Source organism: Halomonas sp. A3H3, assembly GCF_000982975.1.
GTDB lineage: Bacteria > Pseudomonadota > Gammaproteobacteria > Pseudomonadales > Halomonadaceae > Vreelandella > Vreelandella titanicae.
Genome location: NZ_HG423343.1, coordinates 3388696 through 3412065, shown reverse-complemented (window position 1 = coordinate 3412065; position 23370 = coordinate 3388696). Strand labels below are relative to the sequence as shown.

Here is a 23370-nt window from a genome sequence, read left to right as displayed (position 1 = left end):
TTTAAGTCACTATAAAGGCAGAGTCTGTTATTTGCGCAAAGGCACCTCCGGTTCAGGATCAGTCTCTGGTAGCAATGTCTCATCCCAATCTTTCACGAAGGTTTTATCCACCTCGCCTGAGAAGAAGCGTTTGCCGTAAATTAACGCGCAAAGCAAGATACCTACCGCAAAAGCCCAAGTAGCACCTTTAATAACTAGCATGGCGGCAATAATGCCCGCGATACCCAAGTCCCGCTGGCTGCGCGCCTCCATAATGCCAATACGCACACTCACGTAGCCCTGAATCAACAGCGTCAGCGCCAGTGCAATCCCTAGAATCGGCTGCACCAGACTCACGATCGGCAACAATAATAATCCCGTATTTGTTCCCCAGCGAAACGAGCCAGAGCCACCAAAGATAGAGTTCATCGCCGCTTTACCCTGCTTGTAACGCTCCACCGTTACCACATGCATCGCAGCCCACAGCGGGCCACACATCACCACATCGGGGCCAAAGATACTCATCCCGAAGTTACGCCCACCAAAAATCATGTGTGCGCGATTAGGGTTATAGTCGATTTTTTCGTCCTGACGCTTCTCATCGGCCTCTTCCAGCAACGCCTTGCTTTGTAGCACATCGCCAAACAGCACAATGTAAGCGGCGATAACGGTGGGTAGTGCGGTCAAAAACATCGCCAGCGGCGGTAAGCCAACGCCAAACACCGTGTATTCGCTAAACATCAACGCAAAATCAGGCTGGCTAAAACCCCACTCCACATTCGGCCACGGAGCTTCACCAAACAGCGGAGCCACCACAATTGCCAGTACGATGATTGGGAAAATACCCAGCTTGCCTATGGCGCCCCACAAGCCACCCTTTGATTTCAGCTTGTTAAAATGGCGAGAGAAAATCAGGTAAAACGCAACACCCACAGCAATCGCAATGGTGAACGGGTACTGCTCAAAGCGACCGCCCTCATCAAACACCACGACAATAGCCGCCAACCCAGCGCCCATAATGACCCCCGCTTTAATAGCAGATGGTATGAGCCGCACCACTTTACTGGCCATGCCGGTTACCCCCAGCCCCAGAGCTAGCGCCCCCAGCATCATCTGGAAGGCAATCAGCGCATGAACTCTGTCTACCCCCTCTGGAAAGGTCGCCACATAAGCCATCAACAAAGGGATCGCAGGGGTAATCCAACCAGGAATAACCGGGTCACCCAGCAAGTGATGCATCAAATAGAGCAAGCCATTTAAAATCACAATAGCCAACGCCGCTTCAAACGGCATTCCTAACAGCTGCATCATTAGTGGGATCGCAGCAAGATCCACCGCACACATTAATAGCCCTTGCAAGTAGTCGGGCAGTTCAAAACGGTAGTGATAAAAAGGCAGGCGTAGTTTAAATGGCCCTAGCGGGGTATACGGGCTCTCTTCACCGTCAACGCGATGCTTCCAGGCATTCATGGCATGGACTCCTGTTTTAAAATTGTTAGTATTTTTAGATAGATGCTTTGTTGTTATTAAACGTTAATAAGCGGCGTGATAAATCGCCTCAATATCCGCCTGAGTTAATACCCGTGGGTTATTGCGCAACAAGCGCTCAACGTTGATCGCCTCAGCAGCTAATGCCGGAATGGCAGACTCAGGAATATCAAACGAACGCAGACCAGAAGGGATCTCCACATCAGCGCACAGTTTGTGTAAGCGCTTGATAACCAGATCCGCCACCGCATCATCGGAAAGGCCCGTTACTGGCTCGTCGAACGCCACCGCAATACCCCGAAAGCGCTCAACGCAAGCCAACTTGTTCCACTCCATGACGAAGGGAAGCAAGAGCGCATTGGTGACACCATGGGCTAAGTGGTAACGCCCACCTAATGGATACGCCAAAGCATGCACCGCGCCTACACCCGCATTACCAAACGCCAGCCCCGCCAACAGGCTGCCGGTGGCCATATCCTCGCGGGCCTGCAGATGGTTAGGATTGGCAAACGCCTTGGGCAGCGCGTGCACAATCAGGTTCATTGCTTTCACCGCCAACGCATCGGTAATGGGCGTGGCAAAGTTTGAAAGGTAGGCTTCCACCGCATGCACCAGTGCGTCCACACCGCTAGCCGCCGTCACAGAGCGCGGGCAGCTTAGCGTCAGCTCAGGAGCGACAATGGCTACATCAGGTAGTAAGCAATCGCTTACTATGCCTTTCTTCATTTGCTGGGCTTTATCCGACAAAATCGCAATATTAGTGACTTCAGAGCCCGTACCCGCAGTAGTCGGCATAGCAATTAAAGGAACCTCACGCCGGGCGACTTTATTCTCGCCAAACAACCCCTCAAGTGGCCCCTCATAACGCGCATAAACCGCCACACACTTAGCGATATCCATAGCACTGCCACCGCCAATAGCGATGACGCTATCGTACTGGCCAGCAATAAAAGCACGGGTGCAGATTTCAACAATTTCCACTTCCGGCTCGGGCGTTACTTGATCAAACACCTCATAGGTCACATTTAGCGCCATTAGCTGCTCGGTGATTATCTCCAGCGTGCCTGAAGCCACCACACCGCTGTCGGTAACAAGCAAGGGGCACTTCATTCCCAGCGTTTGGACGTATGACTGCAACTGCTGTGCAGCCCCATGGCCGGTAATCAACTTCCCGGCACTTTTAAAGCTACTTACTCGATTAAGGCTACTTAACTGCATTTGGCGTTTCCTATTAGCGTTTTATTGGTTGTTGTACCAGCGCCATCGCTCCATAGAGGTATGCATGCTGGCTACTTGTTACATAGCAAACGCCGTGCCAACCTAAAAAAACAATCAAGCAACTGATTTTTAAGTAAAAATACTTAACATACAACTTTGCATAAATAAGTGGCATACATAAGCGAACCAAAAAATCATCGGAAACATACATTTTGATGATTTTATTCATCAACACATTAGTGCGTTGGCCAAGAGCCTAGAAGGTACGTGCTTAAAACATGCATCATCCTTATTTTATCGAAATGCGATAAATAATAACTCTTGCCGATAAATAAAAAGTCACCTAGGCTCTGAAGTGACGTTACCGAAAAGTTTTTAACAAGGCGTAAATAACAATTCCCAACACTCTCGATGGTGACCCAATGAAACCTAAATCTGACAGCCAACCTCTTCTTCACTTTAAAAAAGCGATGCTATTACCAGCAGTACTGGGCGCAGCCTTATCGCTTGGTGCCACGGCAAACGCACAGGAAGTGCTAAAAGCAGGCGGAACACCAAGCGGGATTCCGTTTACGTTCCTGGACGTGCAAACCAATGAAATCACCGGCGCGATGGTGGATCTGGTCAATGCACTGGGCGAAGATATGGGCTATGAGGTCACTATTCAGGAGTCCCAGTTCAACGCATTGATACCCTCGCTGACCGCTGGGCATATCGACATCATTTCCGCCGCGATGCTGAAGACCGAAGAGCGCGCAAAACAGGTCGCGTTCAGCGATGATGTCTATCCCTACGGTGAAGACGTCGTTACCCGTCAGGACTACGATGGCGAGATCAACACACTGGAAGACCTCTCAGGCGAAGTGATTGGCGCCCAGGTAGGCACCACCTATGTCGAACAACTCAACAGCATGGGCATTTTTCCCGAAATCCGAAATTACGATTCCCTGGCGGACATGATGCGCGACATCTCGTTAGGTCGCATTGTGGCGGGTGTCGGTGACGCACCCATCATGGGTTATCACCTCAGCCAAGACCGCTTTCCTGAACTTCAGCTAGCCGACAACTACGAGCAACAAATGGTTGGCCATATTGGCTTTGCGGTTGACCAGGAAAACACCGAGCTGCTGGAACAAGTAAACACTTCACTTGCTGGCCTGAAAGAGAATGGCACCCTCGATGCCATCTTCGAAGAGTGGGGCTTATAAGCCACCGCCAGGTAACCCACCGGCAGCATTAACGAATCAGCCTGCTAATGATCACCCCAGCACCGCTTCACTGCCCCTTCGGGGGTAGTTGAAGAAGTGCATGCAAAATAAAGGCTTCCCATGGAGTTTTCGGACATCACCGCCTTTCTACCTATTCTATTAAAAGGTGCTCTGATTACGGTGCAGATCACCATTGGCGCCCTACTGCTAAGCACCCTGCTCGGCCTGCTCTTAGCCCTGATGAAGCTCTCGCCCGTGCGTGCGCTGTCGCTCACGGCAGGCACCTTCATCAATGTGGTGCGCGGCCTACCGATTATTGTTCAACTGTTTTATATCTACTTCGTACTCCCCGAACTCGGCATACAACTTAGCGCCTTTCAGGCAAGTATTATCGGCCTCGGCGTCGCCTATAGCGCCTACCAAGCGGAAAATTTCCGCGCCGGTATAGAAGCGATTGAAGCGGGCCAGATCGAAGCCGCCAGATCCATCGGCATGAAAAGCAAACTCATTATGCGTCGTGTCGTACTGCCCCAGGCGATTCGTATTGCGCTACCTCCCTACGGCAATACGGCCGTCATGATTCTGAAAGACTCATCACTCGCCTCCACCATCACCGTGGCCGAAATGACCAGGGCCGGGCAGCTAATCGCCGCCTCCACCTTTCAGAACACCACAGTCTATACCCTCGTTGCCCTGCTCTATCTCTGCCTTAGTCTACCGCTGATTTTTGGCGTTAACCGCCTAGAGCGCTATTTCGGCAAGTCAGCGAAAGGAGGCAAATCATGATCAATATCAACGCTATTCATAAATCCTTTGGCGACGTAGAAGTGCTCAAAGGGGTCAGCCTAACGGTCGCCAAGGGTGAAGTGGTGTGTCTGATAGGCCCCTCAGGCTCTGGCAAGTCGACCGTCCTTCGCTGTATCAACGGCCTGGAGTCCTATGATCAGGGCAGCATTACGATCAATGACCGCCAGGTCGATGTGGTCAGCAAAGATATTAACGACCTGCGTACTCAAGTCGGCATGGTCTTCCAGCGCTTCAACCTATTCCCTCACCGCACGGTGGTCGAAAACGTGATGGAAGGGCCGATCTTCGTCAAAAACGAACCCCGTGAAACCGCCCACGCCAACGCCATCGCGCTGTTGGAGAAAGTCGGGCTAGGCGACAAAGTCGAAGCCTATCCACAGCAGCTATCCGGCGGCCAACAGCAGCGTGTCGCCATTGCCCGCGCCCTGGCCATGCAACCGGAAGCCATTCTGTTCGATGAACCCACCTCCGCCCTCGACCCCGAACTGGTGGGCGATGTGTTAACCGTCATGCGTGACCTGGCCAACGAAGGCATGACCATGGTGGTCGTCACCCATGAAATGGGCTTTGCCAAGGAAGTCGCCGACCGCGTTTGCTTTTTGTATGGCGGGCAGATTGTCGAATCCGGCGACGCCCACACGCTGCTTACCCAGCCTTCCCACGAGCGCACCCAGGATTTTCTGCGCCGCGTGCTAAACCATTAGCGGAGACCAAGGATGGCAAAACCATCTCATATGCCCCCTTCCCTGTGGGCTGACACAGCCCCCGCGGGCAGAGACTACCCAGCGCTGCAGGGCGCCCAGCGCAGCGATGTGGTGATTATCGGCGGCGGATTTACCGGCCTTTCCGCCGCCCTGGCACTCGCCAAACGCGGCATAAGCACCGCCTTACTGGAAGCCGAGAGCATCGGCTGGGGCGCGTCAGGCCGTAACGGCGGCCAAGTCATTCCCGGCCTCAAATACGACCCAGATGAACTCATCACACGCTATGGCGAAGAGCGCGGCCAACGCATGATAGAGCTCTCTGCCCGCAATGCCGATGTGGTGTTTGACCTTATAAAGCAGCACAACATTGATTGCGACGCCCAGCAGCGCGGCTGGATTCAACCCGCGGTTACCCATGCCAGCCTGAAAGCGATTGAATACCGTGCTCGCCAATGGCAAACGCGCGGCGTAAACATCGCCTGGCTAGATCAGCAGCAGTGCGCCGAGCGTCTCGGCACTTCAGAGTATCTTGGCGGCTGGGTAGACCCCAGGGCTGGCGGGTTGAATCCGCTCGCCTACGCCCGCGGGCTGGCACAGGCAGCGCACGATAGTGGAGCAACGCTGCATGAACACACTCGCGTAAGCTCTCTTACCCGTGCCGAAGGTCGTTGGCGCGTCATGTCGGAAGGCGGTGCGGAAATTCAGGCAGAGCGGGTTCTGCTCTGCACCAACGGCTACAGTGACAATCTGCAACCTAAACTCGCCAGCAGCCTAATCGCCGCCAATAGCTATCAGATCGCCACCCGCCCCCTTACGGCAGAGGAAGGCAATCATATTCTGCCCGGTGGCGAAGTGGCGTCAGATGCCCGCAAGCTGCTGCTCTATTTTCGCCGCGATCGGGACGGCCGCCTGCTGATGGGCGGTCGAGGCTCCTTCAACGACCCACGTAAGCCCAACGACTTTCGGCACCTAGAAAACGCCATCATCAAACTCTACCCCCAGCTAAAGGACGTAGAGATCGCCTTTCGCTGGGCAGGCCGCATCGCCATCACTAAGGACTCGCTTCCCCACCTACACGAACCCCAGCCAGGGCTCACCGTGGCGCTGGGCTATAACGGCCGTGGCGTGGCCATGGGCAGCCATCTGGGTAAATTACTGGGAGAGCACCTAGGTGAACATTCCCTGGAGGAAGCCCTACCTTTTCCGCTAACTCCCATCAAGCCGATTCCCCTGCACGGCCTACAAAGGCTGTATGTTGAAACGGTGGTCAATTACTATCGGGCCAGAGACTGGCTGGAGCGCTAAACCGCCCAGACGCTTCCACACCAACACAGAAGATGTTGATACGCTCCCCTTGCGGCCTCATACCCAAGGGGAACACGTAAGGAATTCTATAAAAGCATGAAGCACGCCAATGCCAACGAACCACGCTCGCCGCAGTTCAATCAATCGCTTGCGAAAGCGTTTGACCTGCTTGAGCTGTTTGATGCTCAGCACAGCGAGCTCAGCCTCTCGGAAATCGCCAAGTTTTCAGGGTTAAGCATGGGCTCGGTGCAACGCATCACCCATACGCTCGAACAGCTCGGCTATCTGGTCAAAGCGCCCGCCAGCCGCAAATACCGGCTCGGCATCCGCCTGATGACGCTCTCCGCCAACTATTTGGAAGCCGACTTACTGGTCGATTGCGCCAACCCCTACCTCTCGGAACTGAGCAACAGCTGCCTGGAAACCGTGTCGCTTACCGAGCCCTGCGGGCTCGATATGATCTACATGGCCCGTTTTACCAGCCGCCACTACATCCCCATTCATATGCCGGTGGGCAGCAGCGTGCCAATGTACTGCTCCGCCTCCGGTAGAGCATTTTTATCGGCGCTGGACGACACCCAGGTCCACGACTATTTAACCGCCTGTGAGCTAAAGGCCCATACGCCCAACACGATTACTAATATCGACACCCTTAGCGAGCTGATCCGTGAATGCCGCTTACGCGGGGTCGCCTGGAACGACGCCGAATACTTTCTCGGCGATATCAATATTGCCGCGCCAATCCGCAACGCCGCGGGTTTACCGGTGGCTGCCGTACACATCACCACGCCCAGCAGCCGCTGGACCCTTGAGCGAGCCCTGGAACAGCTCGCGCCTTTATTAATGGAGTGCGCCCGCGCCATTACCAAAGCCGCTCGCATGCGTAGCTGATGGTAGTGATTAAACCGAGTTTTTATTGCACATCGGAACAACACAAACAGGCTCACACAAATTCTTTGAGCAATTAAAGGAACTGATTGATCGTGTCACTGCCGGACAGTGAAGGCTTCATTATGCAGAGGCACTCATTTTGTACTAGGGTTGCTGTGCAACAAAAGTAGACCGGTCGATTAAGCGTCCTGGAGCTGGACGCTTTGACCCAACGTTGATCTATAGATAGGAGATCTTATGAGCAACAGTATCAAGACGATTAATCCCACCAATGGTGAAACCCTCGAATCCTATACGCTAATGAGCAGCGCGGAAGCCAAGCAGATAGTGGACGCCTGCTACGAGGCGTTTCTCGATTGGCGCCTAGAATCGCTGGAAAGCCGCGCTAAAACGGTCAAAGCCATTGGCCAAGCGCTGCAAAAGCATAAAGAAGAGCTTGCCGACCTGATGGTCAATGAGATGGGTAAACTGCCTTCTCAGGCCCGCCAGGAAGTCGATCTTTGCACCGGCATCTGTGATTACACCGCTGAACATGGCCCCAAAAAGCTAGCCGACGAAGAGCGTCAGCCTGGCAATGGTAAACGCGGTTTCGTGACCTACTCACCGATGGGTGTGATCTACGGCATTCAGCCCTGGAACTTCCCCGCGTATCAGGTTGTACGTTACTCCATCGCCAATATCATGGCGGGTAACGGCGTGCTACTAAAACACGCTGAAAACGTGACCGGTAGCGGCTTGCTGTTGGAAAAAATCTACCGCGAAGCGGGTCTTCCGGAAAACGTCTTCCGTACGCTGGTGATCTCTCACGATGTTTCTGATGAGGTGATTGCTCATTCTGCGGTACGTGGCGTAACGCTAACGGGTAGCGATGGCGCAGGCCGCAAAGTCGCCGGTAAAGCGGCTGAGCATCTTAAAAAGACCGTGCTTGAGCTGGGCTCTAACGACGCCTACCTGGTGCTCGATGACGCCGATATGGATGTCGCCATCAATACCTGCGTCCAGGGGCGTGTCTACAACGGCGGTCAAACCTGCGTTGCAGCCAAGCGTTTTGTGGTCACTGAAAAGAACTACGAGACGTTTAAAAAGCGCTATGTAGAACGCATGCAGTCGCTTAAAGCGGGTGACCCGACCCAAGAAGACAGCGATCTGGGCCCCATGGCTCGCGTGGATCTGCGCGATGATCTCCACGACCAAGTGGAAGAGAGCGTGCGCAAAGGCGCGAAAATTCTCTGCGGTGGCGAAAAGCCATCCGGTAAGGGCGCGTTTTACCCAGTCACCGTGCTGGACTACGTCACCCCCGGCCAGCCCGCTTACGACGATGAGCTATTTGGCCCTGTCGCTGCGCTGATTCGTGCCAAAGACGACGAAGATGCCATGCGCATTGCCAACGATAGCCGTTACGGCCTGGGCGGCGGAATCATCTCTAAAGATGTGAAACGCGCTACCGAGCTTGCCAGCAAGTACTTTGATACCGGCATGGTGTTTATCAATGGCTTTGGTGTTGCGACACCGGAAATGCCTTTCGGTGGCGTTAAAAACTCCGGTTACGGTCGCGAACACGGCGGTTTCGGCATGCACGAGTTCGTCAATGCCAAGTCGGTGATTGTCGTTCAAGAGTAAGCCTGTAAGCGCTCAAAATCATGAGCGATAAGATAGAGCGCCGCTAGCTTTTTATTAAGCTAGCGGCGCTTTTTTCGTTGCGTGTTCTATTACGAGTTTAACTGTTGCCCAGAGGTTCGACGCTGCCAAAGCTTGAGCCCAATAGCAATCACCACCCAGGTCACCAACGCCGCGATAACATCATCCAAAACAATGCCAAAACCGCCATGAACATACTCTGCCAGATGAATCGGCGGCGGCTTCAGCGCATCGAAAAAGCGGTAGACAACGAATGCCAACGCCATAACCAGCGGGTGACGCGCAGCTTGCAACCCGATGACCGCCAGCGGGAACGCAAAGTACTCATCAGCGACGATGCTGCCATGATCCAAACCGTCATAGTGCCAGGCGGCGATGTGGCAAACCGGTATCGCAAGTAGCAGCAGAGCTGCCATGATAGCGCCTTGTTGACCTAGCGGGCGGCTTAACAGCCACCACGCCAGGGGGATGCCCAGCAGCGAGCCGAAGGTACCCGGCGCCATCGGCGCTAGCCCCAGGCCAAAGCCGGTAGCTAGCCAAAAATTAACCGTATCCAGCATTAACCCGCCTGCTGCGCTTGACGCTCAAGTTCGTCAGTCATCTCTTTGGGTAAGTTAAGTGCATTGCCCAACTGATCAAGCCAGGCACGCTCCATGGGGTTTTGATCATCGGTCACGGCCACGCTGATCAGGTACATTTCACGGGCCGCTTGAGGGGAGTCCGCTTCGCGGGCCAGTGCCTGGGCATCCAGCGGTGCTTTTAGCTGCTGCTCCACCCAGTTATGCATCTCTTGATCAGCACCTAGGGCGTCAATCTGTTCAGTAATCAGCGCCTGCTCCTGCTCATCAATATGGCCATCGGCCCGGGCGGCCATAATCATCGCCTGCAGCAGTTCCAGGCTGCGACGCTCTTGGTACTCGCCACTAAGCGCTTCTACCCGCTCGCCCTCTGTCGCATTCTGGGTCGTATTTTGCTGCGCATTGCCATTTTTCGCCGCCTGAGAACTCTGCCACGCTTTCCATGCCAGCACGCCCACCCCAGCAATGGCGCCGTATTTTAGTGCTTTGCCTCCCATACTACGGCCACGTTTGGAACCCACCAGTAAACCCATGGCACCGCCACCAAGCAGGCTTTTCATATCAAAGCTACTGGAGGAGCCGCCACCTTGACCGCTGCTACTGCCACCGCCTAGCTGCTTAGAAAGCCCGCTCAGCATGCCTTTAACATCGACACCACTGCTACTGCCGCCCTTCTGGCTTCCGCCGGCTTGCTGCATCAGCTGCTGTAAAATTTTGCTTGCGTTCATCCTTGTACTCCTAAGTAGATAGTATCTTTAGGGCTCGTTTGACGATTCATTTACTTTATAAAACATTCTATATGAACCCAGCATGAACCAGGCCTTGTAAGAAAACTGCTTGCACTCGGCCATGCGGCGTTAGAGAAGTACGCCCTTTACTTCCACCGTGCTCCCGTGGCGGCTGGCACTTACGTCTATACGAACTGGCATTTGCTCTTTGAGTTCGCTGACATGGGAGATCACTCCAATCATGCGCCCGCCCATTTGCAGTTCGCTGAGCATGGCAATCGCTTGATCCAGCGCATCCTGATCCAGGCTGCCAAACCCCTCATCAATGAATAGCGTATCCAGTTGAATACCGCCAGCGTAAGCCTGCACTACATCCGAGAGCCCTAGCGCCAGCGAGAGCGCGGCCATAAAAGACTCCCCGCCGGAGAGTGTCGCTACCGAACGGTTCTTGCCGGTGTAGGTGTCGGCCACATCAAGCTCCAGACCCGACGCTCTGTTACCTTTGGAGGGATCTTCCCGACGCACCAACTGATAACGCCCGCGGCTCATGCGCACCAAACGCTCCGAAGCTTGAATCAATACGTCATCCAGCAGCACACCCAGCACAAAGCGCTGCAGGCTAATACGGTGCCCCGTACGACCATTAGCGACCTCGCTGAGCGTGCCCCACAGCTGATACTGGGCTTCGAGCTCTGCCTGCGCCCTGTGGGCAGTCGCAAGCTTTTGACGAATACCGCGCAGCGTGGTCAGCCTCCCATCCAGCCCCCGCCACGCCTCTAGCTGGGTGTTCTCTTCGACCTGGGCCGCCTCGGTTAGGCTGGTCAACGCGGCCATATTCGGCGGCGTTTTTTCCGCAAGCTGAGTTTGGTAGTTCTCCAGCGCGCCTTCAAGCTCAGCCAGGCGGCGTTGGTACGCCTCTACTTGGCGAGTCAACTCTTGCCGCTGGGTATCATCCAACTGCGCAGCCTGAAACGCTGCTTCATCTTCAAAGGGGCTGGCCTGCAGGGCGGCTTGCCACTCAGCTTGCACCTGCTGAAGCGTCTGCTCGCTACGTTCGATTCGCTCGTTCGCACCGCGTAGCTGCTCTTCCGCCCGCGCCAGTTGGGTTTGGCTGGTCGAGAGCATCTGCTGGGCGCTCTCCCAGGCTTTTTCGAGCTGTGCGATCTGGTGTTCAAGCTCAGTGAGGGTTCGGCGCATTGCCTCAGGGTCGCGGGCATCTTCCGGCAGCGATTGGCTCAGTTGATCGCGCTGACTCTCTAGGCGCAACGCGTCCTCTTTTGCCTTCTCCACCGCGGGCCGTTGGGTTTTAAGCTGCTTATCCAGCGCGCCCCACTCGCGGCGCAGCGCTTCGCGAGCAACGGTTTGCTGGCTAATCTCACGTTCAACGCTTTCCCGGCGCTGCACTTGGCGGCGCAAGCCTTCGCAGGCAGTTTGCAGCTCAGCCAGCGGTTGGCTAGCCCACTCGCCCAGCTGTTGGGTAAGCCGCTGGGCCTGCTCTGTATTGTAGTTAATCTGCTGAGTGAGCTGGTGGTGGTGACGCTCGGCGCTCTGTTGTGCTTGACGAGCCTGCTCTTGCGCCGCCCTGGCTTCTTCAACCTGCGCTTGGCTAACCACGTCGGCACTGTTAACCGCTGGGGCTGGATGCTCCAGGCTGCCGCACACCGGGCAAGGGACATCCTGTTCAAGGGTGAGCGCTAACAGCGCGGCCTGCCCCTGGTGCCAGCGCATCTCCTGCTCAGTGGCGTGGCGTTGCGCTCGTTCTGCTTCGCTTTGCTGGCGGTTGAGTGTCTCCGTCGCCTGCTGCTGTTGCCTGGTTAACTCATGCGCTTGCCGGGTGAGTTCATCCAGCTCTTGGCGCTGGGTCAGCAGGTCGTTATGTCGGCTGAGCTCAGCGGGGGCACTGGCCAGTTGCTGAAACTCTGTCTGTAAGCGTTCCAGGTTAACGCTAATCGCTTCGCCCTGCTGGCGAATGTTATCTAGCTGCGCCTCATCACGCTTGAGCGCACTATCGGCTTGTTGCCAGGAGTCCTGCGCCGTTTGAAAAAGCGCCTGCAACTCGCTTAACTGCTGGCTTTTATGAATAAATTCGCCCAATTGGCGGTGGCGCTCCCGGAGCGCGGGGAGCTCTGCCTGAAGCTGGCGTGCCACTTCTAACGCCTGCTGCGCCTGTTCGGCGTTACTACGTTGAGTGGCTAATGCGGCTTGCGCCTGTCGCTGATCGGCCTGGGCGGTGATCAGCGTCTGCTGCGCTTGGTCTAAGGCAGCTCTCTGTGGGCGCAGCGCCTGGGCGTGGGTGCTTTGCGCTAAGCGCTCCTTAGTGCTTTCTATCTGTGTGTGCTGCTCAAGATGACGGGCTTTATCCGCCGCCAGCCGATCGCGGGCCTCAAATTGACGCTGCAGCGCCAACGCCTCATCGCGCTGCTTTTCGGCGCTACGGCGCTGCTGCTGCGCGGTTTCAAAACGTTGCCGCGCTTGATCTACCTGGGGTGTTAGCTCTTCAAGCTCTTGCGCTAACGCGTCTTCGCTCTCAAGCTCACCCCCAGCGAGGATGCCGCTGATATGCTGGCGATGATCACTCACTGCCCGCTCGATTTGGTTGGCCTGGGTGCGCAGACGCTCTTCGATTCGCTGAAAAATCTGGGTTTGAAACAGCTGGGAAAAAATTACTTCGCGCTCTTTGGAGCCTGCCAGCAGCAGTTCACGAAACTTGCCCTGGGGTAGCACCATCACCTGACGAAACTGGTTGGCATCCAGGCCGATCAGGGTTTGCAGCTCCGCGGTGGCATCGTTAACTTTGCGCGCTACCAGGCAAGTCTCTACATCGCCATCTGCCTTTAATCGCCACAGCTGGGCTTCAGCATTATGGGTAGTCGTGCCTTCGCCTCGCGCCTTGGGACGCTCCTGCTGGGGCACGCGGCGAACCCGGTAATCCACACCGCGCAGACGAAAATCCAGCGTCACTTCCGTTAGCAGCGAAGCGTCAGCCTGGTCGCAACGCATCTGCGCCGGATCGCGTTCATTGCCCGTGGTTTGGCCGTAAAGCGCAAAACAGATGGCATCAAGAATCGAGCTTTTACCGGCGCCGGTAGGGCCATTAATCAGGAACAGTGGGCTTCTTCCCAGCGCGGTGAAGTCGATGGTCTCACTGCCCGCAAAGGGCCCAAACGCTTGCATGGTGAGGATTAACGGTGTCATCCCTGAGCCTCTTCGTCACGACTAAGCTCGCCTATCAGTTCGCTTATCGCCTCAGTTTGTTGGTCGGTCATGGGCTCACCGCTGGTTTGGGCGAAAAAGTCACTGAACATATCCAGTGCGCTGAACTTCAGCCGCTCACGGTCAAGCTGCTGATTACCCCGGGCATCCAGCATGCCGGGCTTCTCGAGATGCAGCACATTGGGATATACCTCACGCAACTTGCCCATGGGGTCGAGAATGGCGTGGCGGTCGGTTAACCGCACCAGCAGATAGTCGTCGGCATTGGCATCCGTTCGCCCCTGGGCAATCAACGCATCGATCTCGCCCTCTAATACACGAACTTCACGACTGGGAATAAGGGGTATCTGCTCGATCTTGGTGACGCCGCTCGCATCAAGATCCACCAGCGTCACGCCTTTACGCTGGCTGGCTTCGGAAAAGCTATATTTGAGCAGCGAGCCGCTGTAACGAATATGCTCGCCGCCGCGGTACTGGGGGCCGTGAAGGTGGCCAAGCGCCACATAGTCAAAGCCTTGCATAGGCTCCCAGGCGACGCTTTCGGCACCGCCCAGGGTCAGCGGGCGTTCAGAGTCCGAGGCGCTGCCGCCATCCACAAAGCAGTGGCTCATCAATATGCACGGGCGTGTCGGGTGACGCTGCTCTTCGATGCGCTCAACCAAATAGCGGTGGGAGCCGTCAAAATCGCGCACCTCCACGTTAAACTGGCTGCGAACATGTTCGGGGTCGGCGTAGGGAATGCCGAACACATCCATCTCAGCGCCCTTAATCGTCAGCGTTACAGGTGTGTCAAAATCAACTAAGTCGGAAAGAATATGCAGACCGGCCTGACGCAGGTGGCGCGCGCCGAAACGAAGCCGCTCAGCACCATCGTGGTTACCTGAAATCATGATCACCGGCAGCTTGCGCTCCTCGCAGAGCGCGTGGAGCACCTCATCCAGCAGCGTTACCGCCGCCGCAGGCGGCACCGAACGGTCGTAGATATCGCCCGCAATCAGCACCGCATCGACGTTTTCCCGGTCGACAATCTCGATAAGCTGGTCGAGCACATAGCGCTGATCATCTAGCAACGACAGGTTGTGGAACAGCCGCCCCAGGTGCCAATCGGCGGTGTGAAGTAGACGCATAACAGGCTCAGCAAAAAATAGTGTAGCGGCATGATAACAACCCGATACTCAATCTACCCACAAAACTCCTCACCTACATAAATGACCGACAAAAAGCCCCGCTCAATGGCGGGGCTAATCGTTTCTCTAAAGGTTCTAGGCTCAACCAGCGCTAGCGACGGAAGGCGTCTGGATAGCTGGTGAGATCAACTCCCCACATGACCGGCAGTAGGAAGTAAACCGCCGCCACAATCAGCAGCATGGCGATGATGTTGATCCAGAAGCCGGTGCGCACCATCTCGATAATTTTCAGTTTGCCAGTGGCGAAGATGATGGCGTTGGGCGGCGTACCAACAGGTAGCATAAAGGCACAGTTGGCAGCCATGGCGGCGGGCACCATCAGCACGAAGGGGTGGATATCCAGCGCCAGCGCCAGCGACGCCAACACCGGCAGAATCATGGTGGCCGTGGCGGTATTCGAGGTGATTTCGGTCAAGAACAGCACCATGCCGGTCGCCAGCAGGATGACCAGCAAGAAGTTGGCGCCTTCCAGCACGCTCATTTGCCCACCGATCCACTCCGCCAGGCCGGAAGAGCCGAAGCCTGCGGCAATCGCCAAACCGCCCCCGAACAACAGCAGAATGCCCCAGGGTACGTCTTTCGCCACGTCCCAACCCAGCAGGCAGCCACCTTTGTTTTTTGAGGGAATCAAAAACAGCAGCAGCGCAGCGACAATCGCGATCATGGTGTCATTGATGCCGGGGATATTGATGATCTGCCCCTGCCACAAGAACGAGCGGGTGATCCACATAAAGGCAGCGAACAAAAACACCACTAGCACCGCTTTCTCTTCGAAGCTGGTGTTACCCAGCGCCGCTTTTTCTTTGTTAATCAGCTCTCGGCCACCTGGTAGGTGACTAAAGTCAATGCGGAAAAACACCCGCGTAAGTAGCAGCCAGGTGATAAAAAGCAGTACACACACAATGGGAAATGCAAACATGAGCCAACCGGCAAAGGAGATCTCGATGCCAAACAGCTGATTTACAATTGCGGCGAGTATGATATTCGGTGGGGTTCCAATGAGCGTGCCCAGCCCCCCAATGGTACCGCCATAACCGATACCAAAAATCAGCGCTTTGCTGAACTTATCGATTTCAGCACTGTGATCGCCGTCACTTTTCGCCAGCTCTTGGCTCACCTGATACACGATAGCGGTACCGATCGGCAGCATCATCATGACCGATGCGGTGTTGGAGACCCACATGGACAAAAAGCCCGTCGCGGCCATAAAACCAAACACGATGCTATTAATACTGGTGCCCAACACGGCAATAATCGACAGCGCGATACGCTTGTGAAGATCCCATCGCTCCATTGCCAGCGCGATCATAAAACCGCCCAGAAACAGGAAAATTATTGGGTTACCGTAGGCGGCCGTAACGGTATTACCATCCAACGCGCCGGTAATCGGTAAAAGCACAATGGGTAGCAACGAGGTCGCGGGAATAGGAATAGCTTCGGTGATCCACCATACGGCCACCCACAGAGTGGTAGCGAGCACCATGCGCCCTTCAAAGCTTAAGTCTTCAGGGTGAAAGAACATCACCACACAAGCGAACAGCAGCGGGCCAAGCAACAGGCCAATCTTCTGCGGCGTGGTGTAGGCAGGCGGCTTAGGTTGAGGGGAAGGGTTACGCTTGGTATTCGAAGCCGCGGCGTTGGCGGCCCCGCCCGTAGGTAGCGCGCACATCAATAGGTTTTTGGCTTGGTAGTGGGAGTGCCATAGCTGATCCCATACCGTCATCAGGGCAGTTTTATGCATACAATTTGCGCCACTTACGGTCAGAGTGAAAAGAACAAATCGAGGATCAACATTCCGATATATGCCGCGCGATGGGCGACACGGAACCTCCTTTGGCGCCCTTTATTAACTGCAATAGGCAATTAGTCCAGTGATTTGCCATTAATTACAACCAAAGTCTAACAACTTTAGTTTAACTATACGCAAATGCTAACGATGACATAAGCGTACGAACTAGGTAGGTTGTCGGTATTATTAACCTAGACTTTCCCATACCTGTTGAGGAGAACCGCGTGCTTGACCGCTGGACAATGCCGCTTACCCAGCCAGAACGCCCTCGCCGCTGCGCTGCTGCTGAGGTCGTGGCGGCCTGACCTAAAGGGCTAAGGCAACAAGCATTATCTATTAATGCCCCTGCCCGCTTACGCGGCAGGGGCATTTTTATTGAATCAACTCAGCGTCTAATCGCTGGATCTTAAATATAGTCATCTCATCGGCTAAACAAAGATCAGCGTAACGAAGGCAGGCCGTAGCTGATAGAATACCGCCCCTTTCAGGCGCGTTAGCGGCTAAATGCCGCCACGTCACCACTTTTACTACCTGAGAGTTGCGCAATGATCGCCACCGCCCGCACCGTTTTCCGGCCACTTATTCGGCTGGGCCTTATCCCACAGATTTTAATCGGTATCGTTGCCGGGGTAGTGCTCGCCCTGTTTGCGCCAAACATTGCAAGCGACGTGGCCCTACTTGGCCAGCTCTTTATCGCCGCATTGCAGGCGGTGGCGCCCATTTTGGTGTTTGTACTGGTAGCCGCTGCGATCTCTGCTCATCAAAAAGGTCAACCCACCCATATTCGCCCCGTGCTGGTGCTCTATGTGGTGGGCACGCTGATCGCCGCCCTGATTGCGGTGGCAGCCAGCTTCCTGTTTCCCACGGAGCTTACGTTAGATTTGGGGCAAGTTGACGGCAACCCGCCCGGGGATATTTTTAGCGTTCTACGCGACCTGCTGCTAAACGCGGTTGCCAACCCGGTTAGTGCGCTAATGGAGGCTAACTTTATCGCTATTTTGGCCTGGGCTATCGGCCTGGGTTTAATGCTGCGCCAAGCCAGCGATACCACCCGCCAAGCATTGAGCGATTTATCCGCAGCGATCACCCGCATTGTGACACTGGTGATTCATTTAGCGCCGCTGGGTATCTTTGGTTTAGTGGCAGGCACGCTGGCAGAATCCGGCGTTGAGTCGCTGCTCAACTACGCCCAACTGCTGGGTGTGATCGTGGGCTGTATGCTGTTTGTCGCGCTGGTTAGCAACCCGCTGCTGGTTTACTTCACCATCCGGCAAAACCCTTATCCCCTGGTGTTTACGTGCCTGCGCGGTAGTGCGATTACTGCCTTTTTCACCCGCAGTTCGGCCGCGAATATCCCCGTGAACCTGGAGCTTTGCCGCCGCCTAAAGCTCGACCCTGACACCTACTCCATTTCCATTCCGTTGGGTGCAACGATCAATATGTGTGGCGCAGCCATCACCATTACTGTCATCACTCTGGCGACCACTCATACGCTAGGCATTAGCGTCGACTTTCCCACGGCGCTGCTACTTTGCGTGGTTTCAGCGCTGGCGGCCTGCGGCGTTTCAGGCGTGGCGGGCGGTTCACTGATGCTGATTCCCATGGCCGCCAACCTGTTCGGTATTCCCACGGAAGTGGCCATGCAGGCGGTGGCGATTGGCTTTGTGATCAGCGTGGTACAGGACTCCACCGAAACTGCGCTCAACTCCTCTACCGATGTGCTGTTTACTGCAGCGGCCTGCCGCTCCAAGGAAGCGAACAACTAGCACTGCCTGGGGCATAGTGCCCCATTAGGCATACTCCCAGCGCGCCGCCGCTAGAGGGTGCCACTTCCGAATAAGGCTATTGTTGCCGAGCGAGGCCATTGACAGACGAACGTTCCTTATATAGAACGTTCTATATAAAGAACAGCGGACAGCCTTATGGATAAGCTCTCACTCAACACGTTGGGCCAGCACCTTCAAGCACTTCGCCTGGAGCGGGGCTGGTCACTGTCGCAGTTAGCCAATGAGGCGGGGATTGCCAAATCCAACCTGTGTCGCCTTGAACAAGGCAACGGCAATCCGACCCTGGATACCATTTGGCGGCTGGCGGTGCAGCTCAATGTGCCTTTCGGCACTCTGGTAGCGCCAATCAGCGTGCCGCTGGGTGAAGATGGCGTACAGGTGCGTTTAATCGATCAAGGCAAGGATTCCCCTCAGGTGGACGCCTACTGGATGCGCTGCGCACCGCATACATTGCGTCATGCTGAAGCCCATACACCCGGCACCCGTGAATCACTCACGCTGATCAGCGGCTGGCTGGAAGCGGGGCCCGAAGGGGCAACCACGGTACTGACACCGGGAGAGGCCATCACCTTCGCCGCCGATCAACCGCACCTTTACCGTACCCACGAAGCGGAGGCCACGTTGATGATGACCATCACCTATGGTTTGGAAGGCCAAACATCATGAGCCAAGCTGCCAGCCACTCTCCTGTTCGTAGCGCGCTGCAGGGCGTGCGAGAAGCCATCCCACTATTGGGCGGCTACATTCCCGTGGCGCTGTCATTTGGCTTAGTCGCCACCCAGGCCGGCTTTAGCACGCTGGAGGCCACGGCTATTTCAGCGCTGATTTACGCCGGTGCTTCGCAATTTCTATTTGTCGGTATGATCGCTACAGGCGCCCCGCTGTGGCTGGTGGTAGCGATGACGCTGCTGATTAACGTGCGCCATGTGGTGTACGGCCCTAACCTGGCGGGACTACTGCCGCGCAGCCGCCACTGGCCCTGGTTAATGCACGGCCTCACCGACCAGGTGTTTGCACTGGCCCTAACCCGACTGCCCCAACTGCCTGAGGTAAAGCGTTTTAGTTGGTTTTTGGGCGCATCACTGCTGGCCTGGGGCGCCTGGATAATTGGCACCGCGGTGGGGGCTACCGCCGGTGAGGCCTTTACCGCCCGCTGGCCGCTGCTGGGTGAGATTATGCCCTTCGCGCTGCCCGCGCTGTTTTTGACCATGGTGGCGCCGCGCTTTACCGACAAGCGTTGGGCAGTCGCCATGGGCTGCACCATTTTAGCGGCGCTGTGTTTGACCCTGGTCGGCTGGGGCAACGTGGCGATTCCCTTAGCCGCCGCCTGCGGCGCGCTGTGCTTCTACTCCATGCAGTTCTATACGGTGAAATTCACCACCAGCAGGAGGCGTGAATCATGAGCACTGCACTTTGGCTAGCGGTCGCGATTTCCGCCATCGGCACGTTGTTGATGCGGGTAGTGCCGTTTTTATGGATGCAGCGCCGCCTCAACAGCGAAAGTGGCCTTAATAACATGCCCCAGTGGCTGGGTATTCTTGGCCCACTGATGATTGCCGCCGTGCTGGGGGTATCCATTGTACCGGTTAACCCAAGCGCTGTTTCCTGGATCGCCACCGCCATCGGGCTTTCTGTCACGCTGCTGGTGTGGTCGCGGGTACGCTCACTTGGCTGGCCGGTCGCGGCCGGCGTCGCGGTATTTGGGATAGTTGAGGTCGCGGCCTTCATTTGGTAATGCTTTGCATTAGCTTTTACGTCATGCCATCATCCCGGCTCTTAAGTCCGAGCCAATCGTAAAGTGACATTAATGTTAAAAGCACACACCCATCGCAAGAAGGTTTTTATGAGTGTGTTGCTGTTAACGCAGGCGGCGCTAATGCCCTTTATGGCAGCCGCTGATACGCCGAGCAGCCCCCCGGAACCGCCACGCATTGTGACGCTTTACCAGGGGGCTACCGACAGCGCCGTAGCCCTTGGACTGACGCCTATTGGCGTAGTCGATTCCTGGCTGGAAAAGCCCATGTACCGCTATCTGCGCGATGCGCTTGATAGCGTCGAGCATGTGGGGCTGGAAACCCAACCGAACCTGGAAAAGATTGCCTGGCTGAATCCAGACCTGGTCATTGCCAGCGACTTTCGCCATGCGCGCATAGCGCCGCTATTGGAGGCCATCGCCCCCACTGTATCTGCCCCGACAGTGTTTAACTTCAAGACCACGCTGAACATGGTGGCCAATGCTACTGGCCGCGAAGCGCAGGCAAATGAGCTCCTTGAGCAATGGGATGATCGTGTCGCAGACTTTCGTCAGCAGATTGCCACCAGGCTGGGCAGCGAATGGCCGCAAAAAGTGGCCGTGGTGCGTTTTAAAAGCGACCACGTGCGTATCTATACCAGCGGCTTTGCGGGTTCGATTCTTGATGAGCTGGGCTTTAATCAGCCGGATACACTGCAAAGCCAGAGTTGGGGAATGAAGCTTTCCAGTACTGAAAACATTCCGGTGCTGGATGCCGATGCCCTCTTTATTCTGCTTGAGCCCGATGACCCCGCTATTGCAGATAATTACCAGCACTGGGCCTCCCACCCACTCTGGCAACAGCTGTCAGCGGTACAAAGCGGGCGCGTATTTGAAGTTGAGCCGGTGAGTTGGATGATGGGTGGCGGCATACTGGCGGCCAACGCCATGCTGGATGATCTGTATAGTCACTACGGGCTGTTGCAACCCGAAGCGGCGCCGCATCAGGCTTGCCTGCCTCACGCCAGTGGCCGTGGGGAGCCTGCTTCATGCTAAACAGTACTACCGCAAAAAGTATTGGCCTGCTACTCGGCGTGCTGGTGGCACTAGGCGCCTTTTTCGCCAGCGTGATGTTAGGCACAACGGAGATCTCCCTTTCCTCTCTGTATGGCTCGCTCGCCCATTACGATCCTACCAACATCGCCCACATCATTCTTTTAACTGAGCGCTTACCCCGGGCGGTGATTGCCGCTCTAGTGGGCGCCAGCTTAGCCATTGCCGGGGCGCTGATGCAGACCATGACGCGCAACCCGCTGGCGTCGCCGGGCATTCTAGGCATTAACGCCGGCGCGATGTTTTTTGTGGTGGTGGCAGTTTCGCTATTGCCGCTGCACACGCCCGCTCACTACGTATGGGCCGCGCTATTAGGGGCACTCGTTGCGGCCATACTGGTGGTGGTGCTTAGCCGCGGCCGCCACGGTGAGCTCTCCCCTCTGCGGGTCGTGCTGGCAGGTGTAGCAGTGACAGCAATGTTTGTGTCGTTCAGCCAAGGGCTGTTGGTGATTGATCAGCAAAGTTTTGAAAGCGTGCTTTACTGGCTGGCGGGCTCAGTGTCGGGGCGCGACCTCTCTTTGGTAGCGCCCTTACTGCCGCTCTTCGGCGGAGCACTGCTGCTCAGTGCACTGCTGGTACGTCACGCCAATGCGCTGTTACTGGGCGATGACATGGTCACTGGACTCGGCATGCAGGCCACCACCATCAAGCTACTACTCGGCTTAATTGTGATTGTGCTAGCGGGTAGCTCCGTGGCGCTGGCGGGCATGATCGGGTTTGTGGGCCTGATTGTGCCCCATATGGCGCGGGGAATATTTGGCATCGACCATCGCTGGCTGCTGCCGGCCTGCGCGCTATTGGGTGCCTGTTTGCTGCTGTTGGCCGATCTCGCCTCGCGCTTTTTAATGCCACCCCAGGAGATCCCGGTCGGTGTGATGACCGCGCTGATCGGCACGCCCTTCTTTATCTATCTGGCACGACGCAAGATGGCTGGCCAATGAGAACAGACGCTACGTTAGCCCTCAATAGCGCAGCAACAAACGACAGTAGTCGCTTACTACGTCGCCTGCTGATGCTAAGCCTTTTATTGCTAGCAAGCGCCGGGCTGTCGCTCTGTTTAGGCAGTTTTCCCACGCCGCTTCTACAGGTACTAGACGCGCTGGCGGCCCCACAAAGTAGCGATATCGCCTTTATTATTTGGGAGCTGCGCCTTCCGCGCATCGCTCTAGCGGTATTGGTCGGCGCCGCCCTGGCAATCGCGGGGGCGATTCTGCAAAGCATTGTGCGTAACCCGCTGGCCTCCCCGGATGTCATCGGCATTACTAGCGGCGCGGCGCTGGCGGCGGTGGTATTCTTATCCCTATTGAGTTCGACCCTTAGCATTCACTGGCTGCCCGTTGCCGCCATGCTGGGAGCACTGGTTTCTGCACTGCTGGTGGTGAGCTTGGCCTGGAAAAACGGTGTTAGCCCATCGCGCATGGTACTGGTCGGCATTGGCCTGGCCGCGGCCATGGGCGCTGGCACCACCCTGTTAATCGTGATCAGCGATGACTCTGCCGCCATGACCGCCTATGTATGGCTAACCGGCAGCCTTTACGCGGCGCAATGGGACGATGTGTGGAGCCTATTGCCGTGGTTAGTCGTCGCGGTACCTATCAGCCTACTCTTCGCCCGCCATGCGGATGCCATGGCCCTGGGTGATAGCGTTGCCGAAGGGCTTGGGGTGGCGATCCTGCGCAGCCGATTAGTATTGCTGGCCTGCAGCGTGGCGCTGGCAGGTGCCGCTGTGGCTTTTGCCGGTGGCTTAAGCTTTGTGGGCTTAATTGCGCCCCACCTGGCCGCTAGGCTGGTGGGGCGGAACATGGCACGCCTGGTGCCTGCATCAGCGTTGGTCGGCGCCCTGATAGTGCTTTACGCCGACCTGCTGGGCCGGGTAGCGTTTTTACCCAAAGACCTGCCTGCGGGCATCTTTGTTGCCGGGATAGGCGCGCCCTTCTTCGTTTATTTACTGCATAGATCGCGAGCTCGCTTTTAGCGCGAATTGACAAAAAAAGCGGCACCCCAA

20 protein-coding genes are annotated in these 23370 nt (G+C 56.1%); 13 read left to right on the top strand and 7 right to left on the bottom strand.

Annotated elements, in window-relative coordinates; all coding sequences use genetic code 11:
* Positions 1–27 precede the first annotated feature (27 nt).
* Complete coding sequence (locus HALA3H3_RS15180; protein ID WP_022522441.1) at positions 28–1449, bottom strand: permease family protein; 1422 nt, start codon at positions 1447–1449, stop codon at positions 28–30.
* Between the two features lie 63 nt (positions 1450–1512).
* The gene (locus HALA3H3_RS15175; RefSeq protein ID WP_022522440.1) at positions 1513–2685 is read right to left on the bottom strand and encodes an iron-containing alcohol dehydrogenase; all 1173 of its coding nucleotides are present in this window, start codon (positions 2683–2685) and stop codon (positions 1513–1515) included.
* Between the two features lie 422 nt (positions 2686–3107).
* Between HALA3H3_RS15175 and HALA3H3_RS15170 the strand changes: the two genes are divergently transcribed.
* The 6 genes from HALA3H3_RS15170 (at position 3108) to HALA3H3_RS15145 (ending at position 9220) form a co-directional block, all read left to right on the top strand.
* Positions 3108–3893 (top strand): ABC transporter substrate-binding protein, encoded by a 786-nt coding sequence (locus tag HALA3H3_RS15170; protein ID WP_022522438.1) that lies wholly within the window; start codon positions 3108–3110, stop codon positions 3891–3893.
* Positions 3894–4013: 120 nt separating this feature from the next.
* On the top strand, positions 4014–4679 hold the full coding sequence (locus HALA3H3_RS15165; protein WP_022522437.1) for an amino acid ABC transporter permease: 666 nt from the start codon (positions 4014–4016) through the stop codon (positions 4677–4679).
* A complete protein-coding gene (locus tag HALA3H3_RS15160) occupies positions 4676–5404 on the top strand; it encodes an amino acid ABC transporter ATP-binding protein (RefSeq protein ID WP_022522436.1) in 729 nt (242 codons plus the stop codon). The genes HALA3H3_RS15165 and HALA3H3_RS15160 overlap by 4 nt, the downstream gene beginning before the upstream one ends.
* A gap of 12 nt (positions 5405–5416) precedes the next feature.
* Positions 5417–6709, top strand: coding sequence for an NAD(P)/FAD-dependent oxidoreductase (locus tag HALA3H3_RS15155; RefSeq protein WP_022522435.1), 1293 nt, complete (start codon positions 5417–5419; stop codon positions 6707–6709).
* Positions 6710–6805: 96 nt separating this feature from the next.
* The gene (locus HALA3H3_RS15150) at positions 6806–7600 is read left to right on the top strand and encodes an IclR family transcriptional regulator (RefSeq protein ID WP_022522434.1); all 795 of its coding nucleotides are present in this window, start codon (positions 6806–6808) and stop codon (positions 7598–7600) included.
* A gap of 237 nt (positions 7601–7837) precedes the next feature.
* On the top strand, positions 7838–9220 hold the full coding sequence (locus HALA3H3_RS15145; protein ID WP_022522433.1) for an NAD-dependent succinate-semialdehyde dehydrogenase: 1383 nt from the start codon (positions 7838–7840) through the stop codon (positions 9218–9220).
* Between the two features lie 89 nt (positions 9221–9309).
* On the opposite strand, the gene HALA3H3_RS15140 is transcribed toward HALA3H3_RS15145, so the two are convergent.
* From HALA3H3_RS15140 to HALA3H3_RS15120, 5 genes are all read right to left on the bottom strand, one after another.
* Complete coding sequence (locus HALA3H3_RS15140) at positions 9310–9798, bottom strand: phosphatidylglycerophosphatase A family protein (RefSeq protein ID WP_009288337.1); 489 nt, start codon at positions 9796–9798, stop codon at positions 9310–9312.
* Complete coding sequence (locus HALA3H3_RS15135) at positions 9798–10544, bottom strand: tellurite resistance TerB family protein (RefSeq protein ID WP_022522432.1); 747 nt, start codon at positions 10542–10544, stop codon at positions 9798–9800. The genes HALA3H3_RS15140 and HALA3H3_RS15135 overlap by 1 nt, the downstream gene beginning before the upstream one ends.
* A 129-nt stretch (positions 10545–10673) precedes the next feature.
* Complete coding sequence (locus tag HALA3H3_RS15130; protein ID WP_022522431.1) at positions 10674–13739, bottom strand: AAA family ATPase; 3066 nt, start codon at positions 13737–13739, stop codon at positions 10674–10676.
* Positions 13736–14884: an exonuclease SbcCD subunit D gene (locus tag HALA3H3_RS15125; RefSeq protein ID WP_022522430.1), complete on the bottom strand. Its 1149-nt coding sequence runs from the start codon at positions 14882–14884 to the stop codon at positions 13736–13738. Before HALA3H3_RS15125 ends, HALA3H3_RS15130 begins: the two co-directional genes overlap by 4 nt.
* Before the next feature lie 151 nt (positions 14885–15035).
* The gene (locus tag HALA3H3_RS15120; RefSeq protein ID WP_022522429.1) at positions 15036–16685 is read right to left on the bottom strand and encodes an SLC13 family permease; all 1650 of its coding nucleotides are present in this window, start codon (positions 16683–16685) and stop codon (positions 15036–15038) included.
* A gap of 593 nt (positions 16686–17278) precedes the next feature.
* On the opposite strand from HALA3H3_RS15120, the gene sstT reads away from it, so the two are divergent.
* From sstT to HALA3H3_RS15085, 7 genes are all read left to right on the top strand, one after another.
* Positions 17279–18499: a serine/threonine transporter SstT gene (sstT, locus tag HALA3H3_RS15115; protein WP_022522428.1), complete on the top strand. Its 1221-nt coding sequence runs from the start codon at positions 17279–17281 to the stop codon at positions 18497–18499.
* Between the two features lie 156 nt (positions 18500–18655).
* Positions 18656–19186 (top strand): helix-turn-helix domain-containing protein, encoded by a 531-nt coding sequence (locus tag HALA3H3_RS15110; RefSeq protein ID WP_022522427.1) that lies wholly within the window; start codon positions 18656–18658, stop codon positions 19184–19186.
* On the top strand, positions 19183–19923 hold the full coding sequence (locus HALA3H3_RS15105) for an AzlC family ABC transporter permease (RefSeq protein WP_022522426.1): 741 nt from the start codon (positions 19183–19185) through the stop codon (positions 19921–19923). The genes HALA3H3_RS15110 and HALA3H3_RS15105 overlap by 4 nt, the downstream gene beginning before the upstream one ends.
* On the top strand, positions 19920–20255 hold the full coding sequence (locus HALA3H3_RS15100; protein ID WP_022522425.1) for an AzlD domain-containing protein: 336 nt from the start codon (positions 19920–19922) through the stop codon (positions 20253–20255). Before HALA3H3_RS15105 ends, HALA3H3_RS15100 begins: the two co-directional genes overlap by 4 nt.
* A 108-nt stretch (positions 20256–20363) precedes the next feature.
* Complete coding sequence (locus tag HALA3H3_RS15095; protein ID WP_022522424.1) at positions 20364–21308, top strand: ABC transporter substrate-binding protein; 945 nt, start codon at positions 20364–20366, stop codon at positions 21306–21308.
* Positions 21302–22306, top strand: a complete 1005-nt coding sequence (locus tag HALA3H3_RS15090; protein ID WP_022522423.1) for a FecCD family ABC transporter permease — start codon at positions 21302–21304, stop codon at positions 22304–22306. The genes HALA3H3_RS15095 and HALA3H3_RS15090 overlap by 7 nt, the downstream gene beginning before the upstream one ends.
* On the top strand, positions 22303–23340 hold the full coding sequence (locus HALA3H3_RS15085; RefSeq protein ID WP_022522422.1) for a FecCD family ABC transporter permease: 1038 nt from the start codon (positions 22303–22305) through the stop codon (positions 23338–23340). The genes HALA3H3_RS15090 and HALA3H3_RS15085 overlap by 4 nt, the downstream gene beginning before the upstream one ends.
* Positions 23341–23370: the final 30 nt, after the last annotated feature.

Bases quoted from the DNA above. Each gene is read 5' to 3' on its own strand.
- HALA3H3_RS15170 (WP_022522438.1), top strand. From the start codon at position 3,108: ATGAAACCTAAATCTGACAGCCAACCTCTTCTTCACTTTAAAAAAGCG.
- HALA3H3_RS15145 (WP_022522433.1), top strand. From the start codon at position 7,838: ATGAGCAACAGTATCAAGACGATTAATCCCACCAATGGTGAAACCCTC.
- HALA3H3_RS15135 (WP_022522432.1), bottom strand. From the start codon at position 10,544: ATGAACGCAAGCAAAATTTTACAGCAGCTGATGCAGCAAGCCGGCGGA.
- HALA3H3_RS15175 (WP_022522440.1), bottom strand. From the start codon at position 2,685: ATGCAGTTAAGTAGCCTTAATCGAGTAAGTAGCTTTAAAAGTGCCGGG.
- HALA3H3_RS15125 (WP_022522430.1), bottom strand. From the start codon at position 14,884: ATGCGTCTACTTCACACCGCCGATTGGCACCTGGGGCGGCTGTTCCAC.
- HALA3H3_RS15090 (WP_022522423.1), top strand. From the start codon at position 21,302: ATGCTAAACAGTACTACCGCAAAAAGTATTGGCCTGCTACTCGGCGTG.
- HALA3H3_RS15150 (WP_022522434.1), top strand. From the start codon at position 6,806: ATGAAGCACGCCAATGCCAACGAACCACGCTCGCCGCAGTTCAATCAA.
- HALA3H3_RS15105 (WP_022522426.1), top strand. From the start codon at position 19,183: ATGAGCCAAGCTGCCAGCCACTCTCCTGTTCGTAGCGCGCTGCAGGGC.
- HALA3H3_RS15130 (WP_022522431.1), bottom strand. From the start codon at position 13,739: ATGACACCGTTAATCCTCACCATGCAAGCGTTTGGGCCCTTTGCGGGC.
- HALA3H3_RS15160 (WP_022522436.1), top strand. From the start codon at position 4,676: ATGATCAATATCAACGCTATTCATAAATCCTTTGGCGACGTAGAAGTG.
- HALA3H3_RS15100 (WP_022522425.1), top strand. From the start codon at position 19,920: ATGAGCACTGCACTTTGGCTAGCGGTCGCGATTTCCGCCATCGGCACG.
- HALA3H3_RS15155 (WP_022522435.1), top strand. From the start codon at position 5,417: ATGGCAAAACCATCTCATATGCCCCCTTCCCTGTGGGCTGACACAGCC.
- HALA3H3_RS15120 (WP_022522429.1), bottom strand. From the start codon at position 16,685: ATGCATAAAACTGCCCTGATGACGGTATGGGATCAGCTATGGCACTCC.
- HALA3H3_RS15110 (WP_022522427.1), top strand. From the start codon at position 18,656: ATGGATAAGCTCTCACTCAACACGTTGGGCCAGCACCTTCAAGCACTT.
- HALA3H3_RS15180 (WP_022522441.1), bottom strand. From the start codon at position 1,449: ATGAATGCCTGGAAGCATCGCGTTGACGGTGAAGAGAGCCCGTATACC.
- sstT (WP_022522428.1), top strand. From the start codon at position 17,279: ATGATCGCCACCGCCCGCACCGTTTTCCGGCCACTTATTCGGCTGGGC.
- HALA3H3_RS15165 (WP_022522437.1), top strand. From the start codon at position 4,014: ATGGAGTTTTCGGACATCACCGCCTTTCTACCTATTCTATTAAAAGGT.
- HALA3H3_RS15095 (WP_022522424.1), top strand. From the start codon at position 20,364: ATGAGTGTGTTGCTGTTAACGCAGGCGGCGCTAATGCCCTTTATGGCA.
- HALA3H3_RS15085 (WP_022522422.1), top strand. From the start codon at position 22,303: ATGAGAACAGACGCTACGTTAGCCCTCAATAGCGCAGCAACAAACGAC.
- HALA3H3_RS15140 (WP_009288337.1), bottom strand. From the start codon at position 9,798: ATGCTGGATACGGTTAATTTTTGGCTAGCTACCGGCTTTGGCCTGGGG.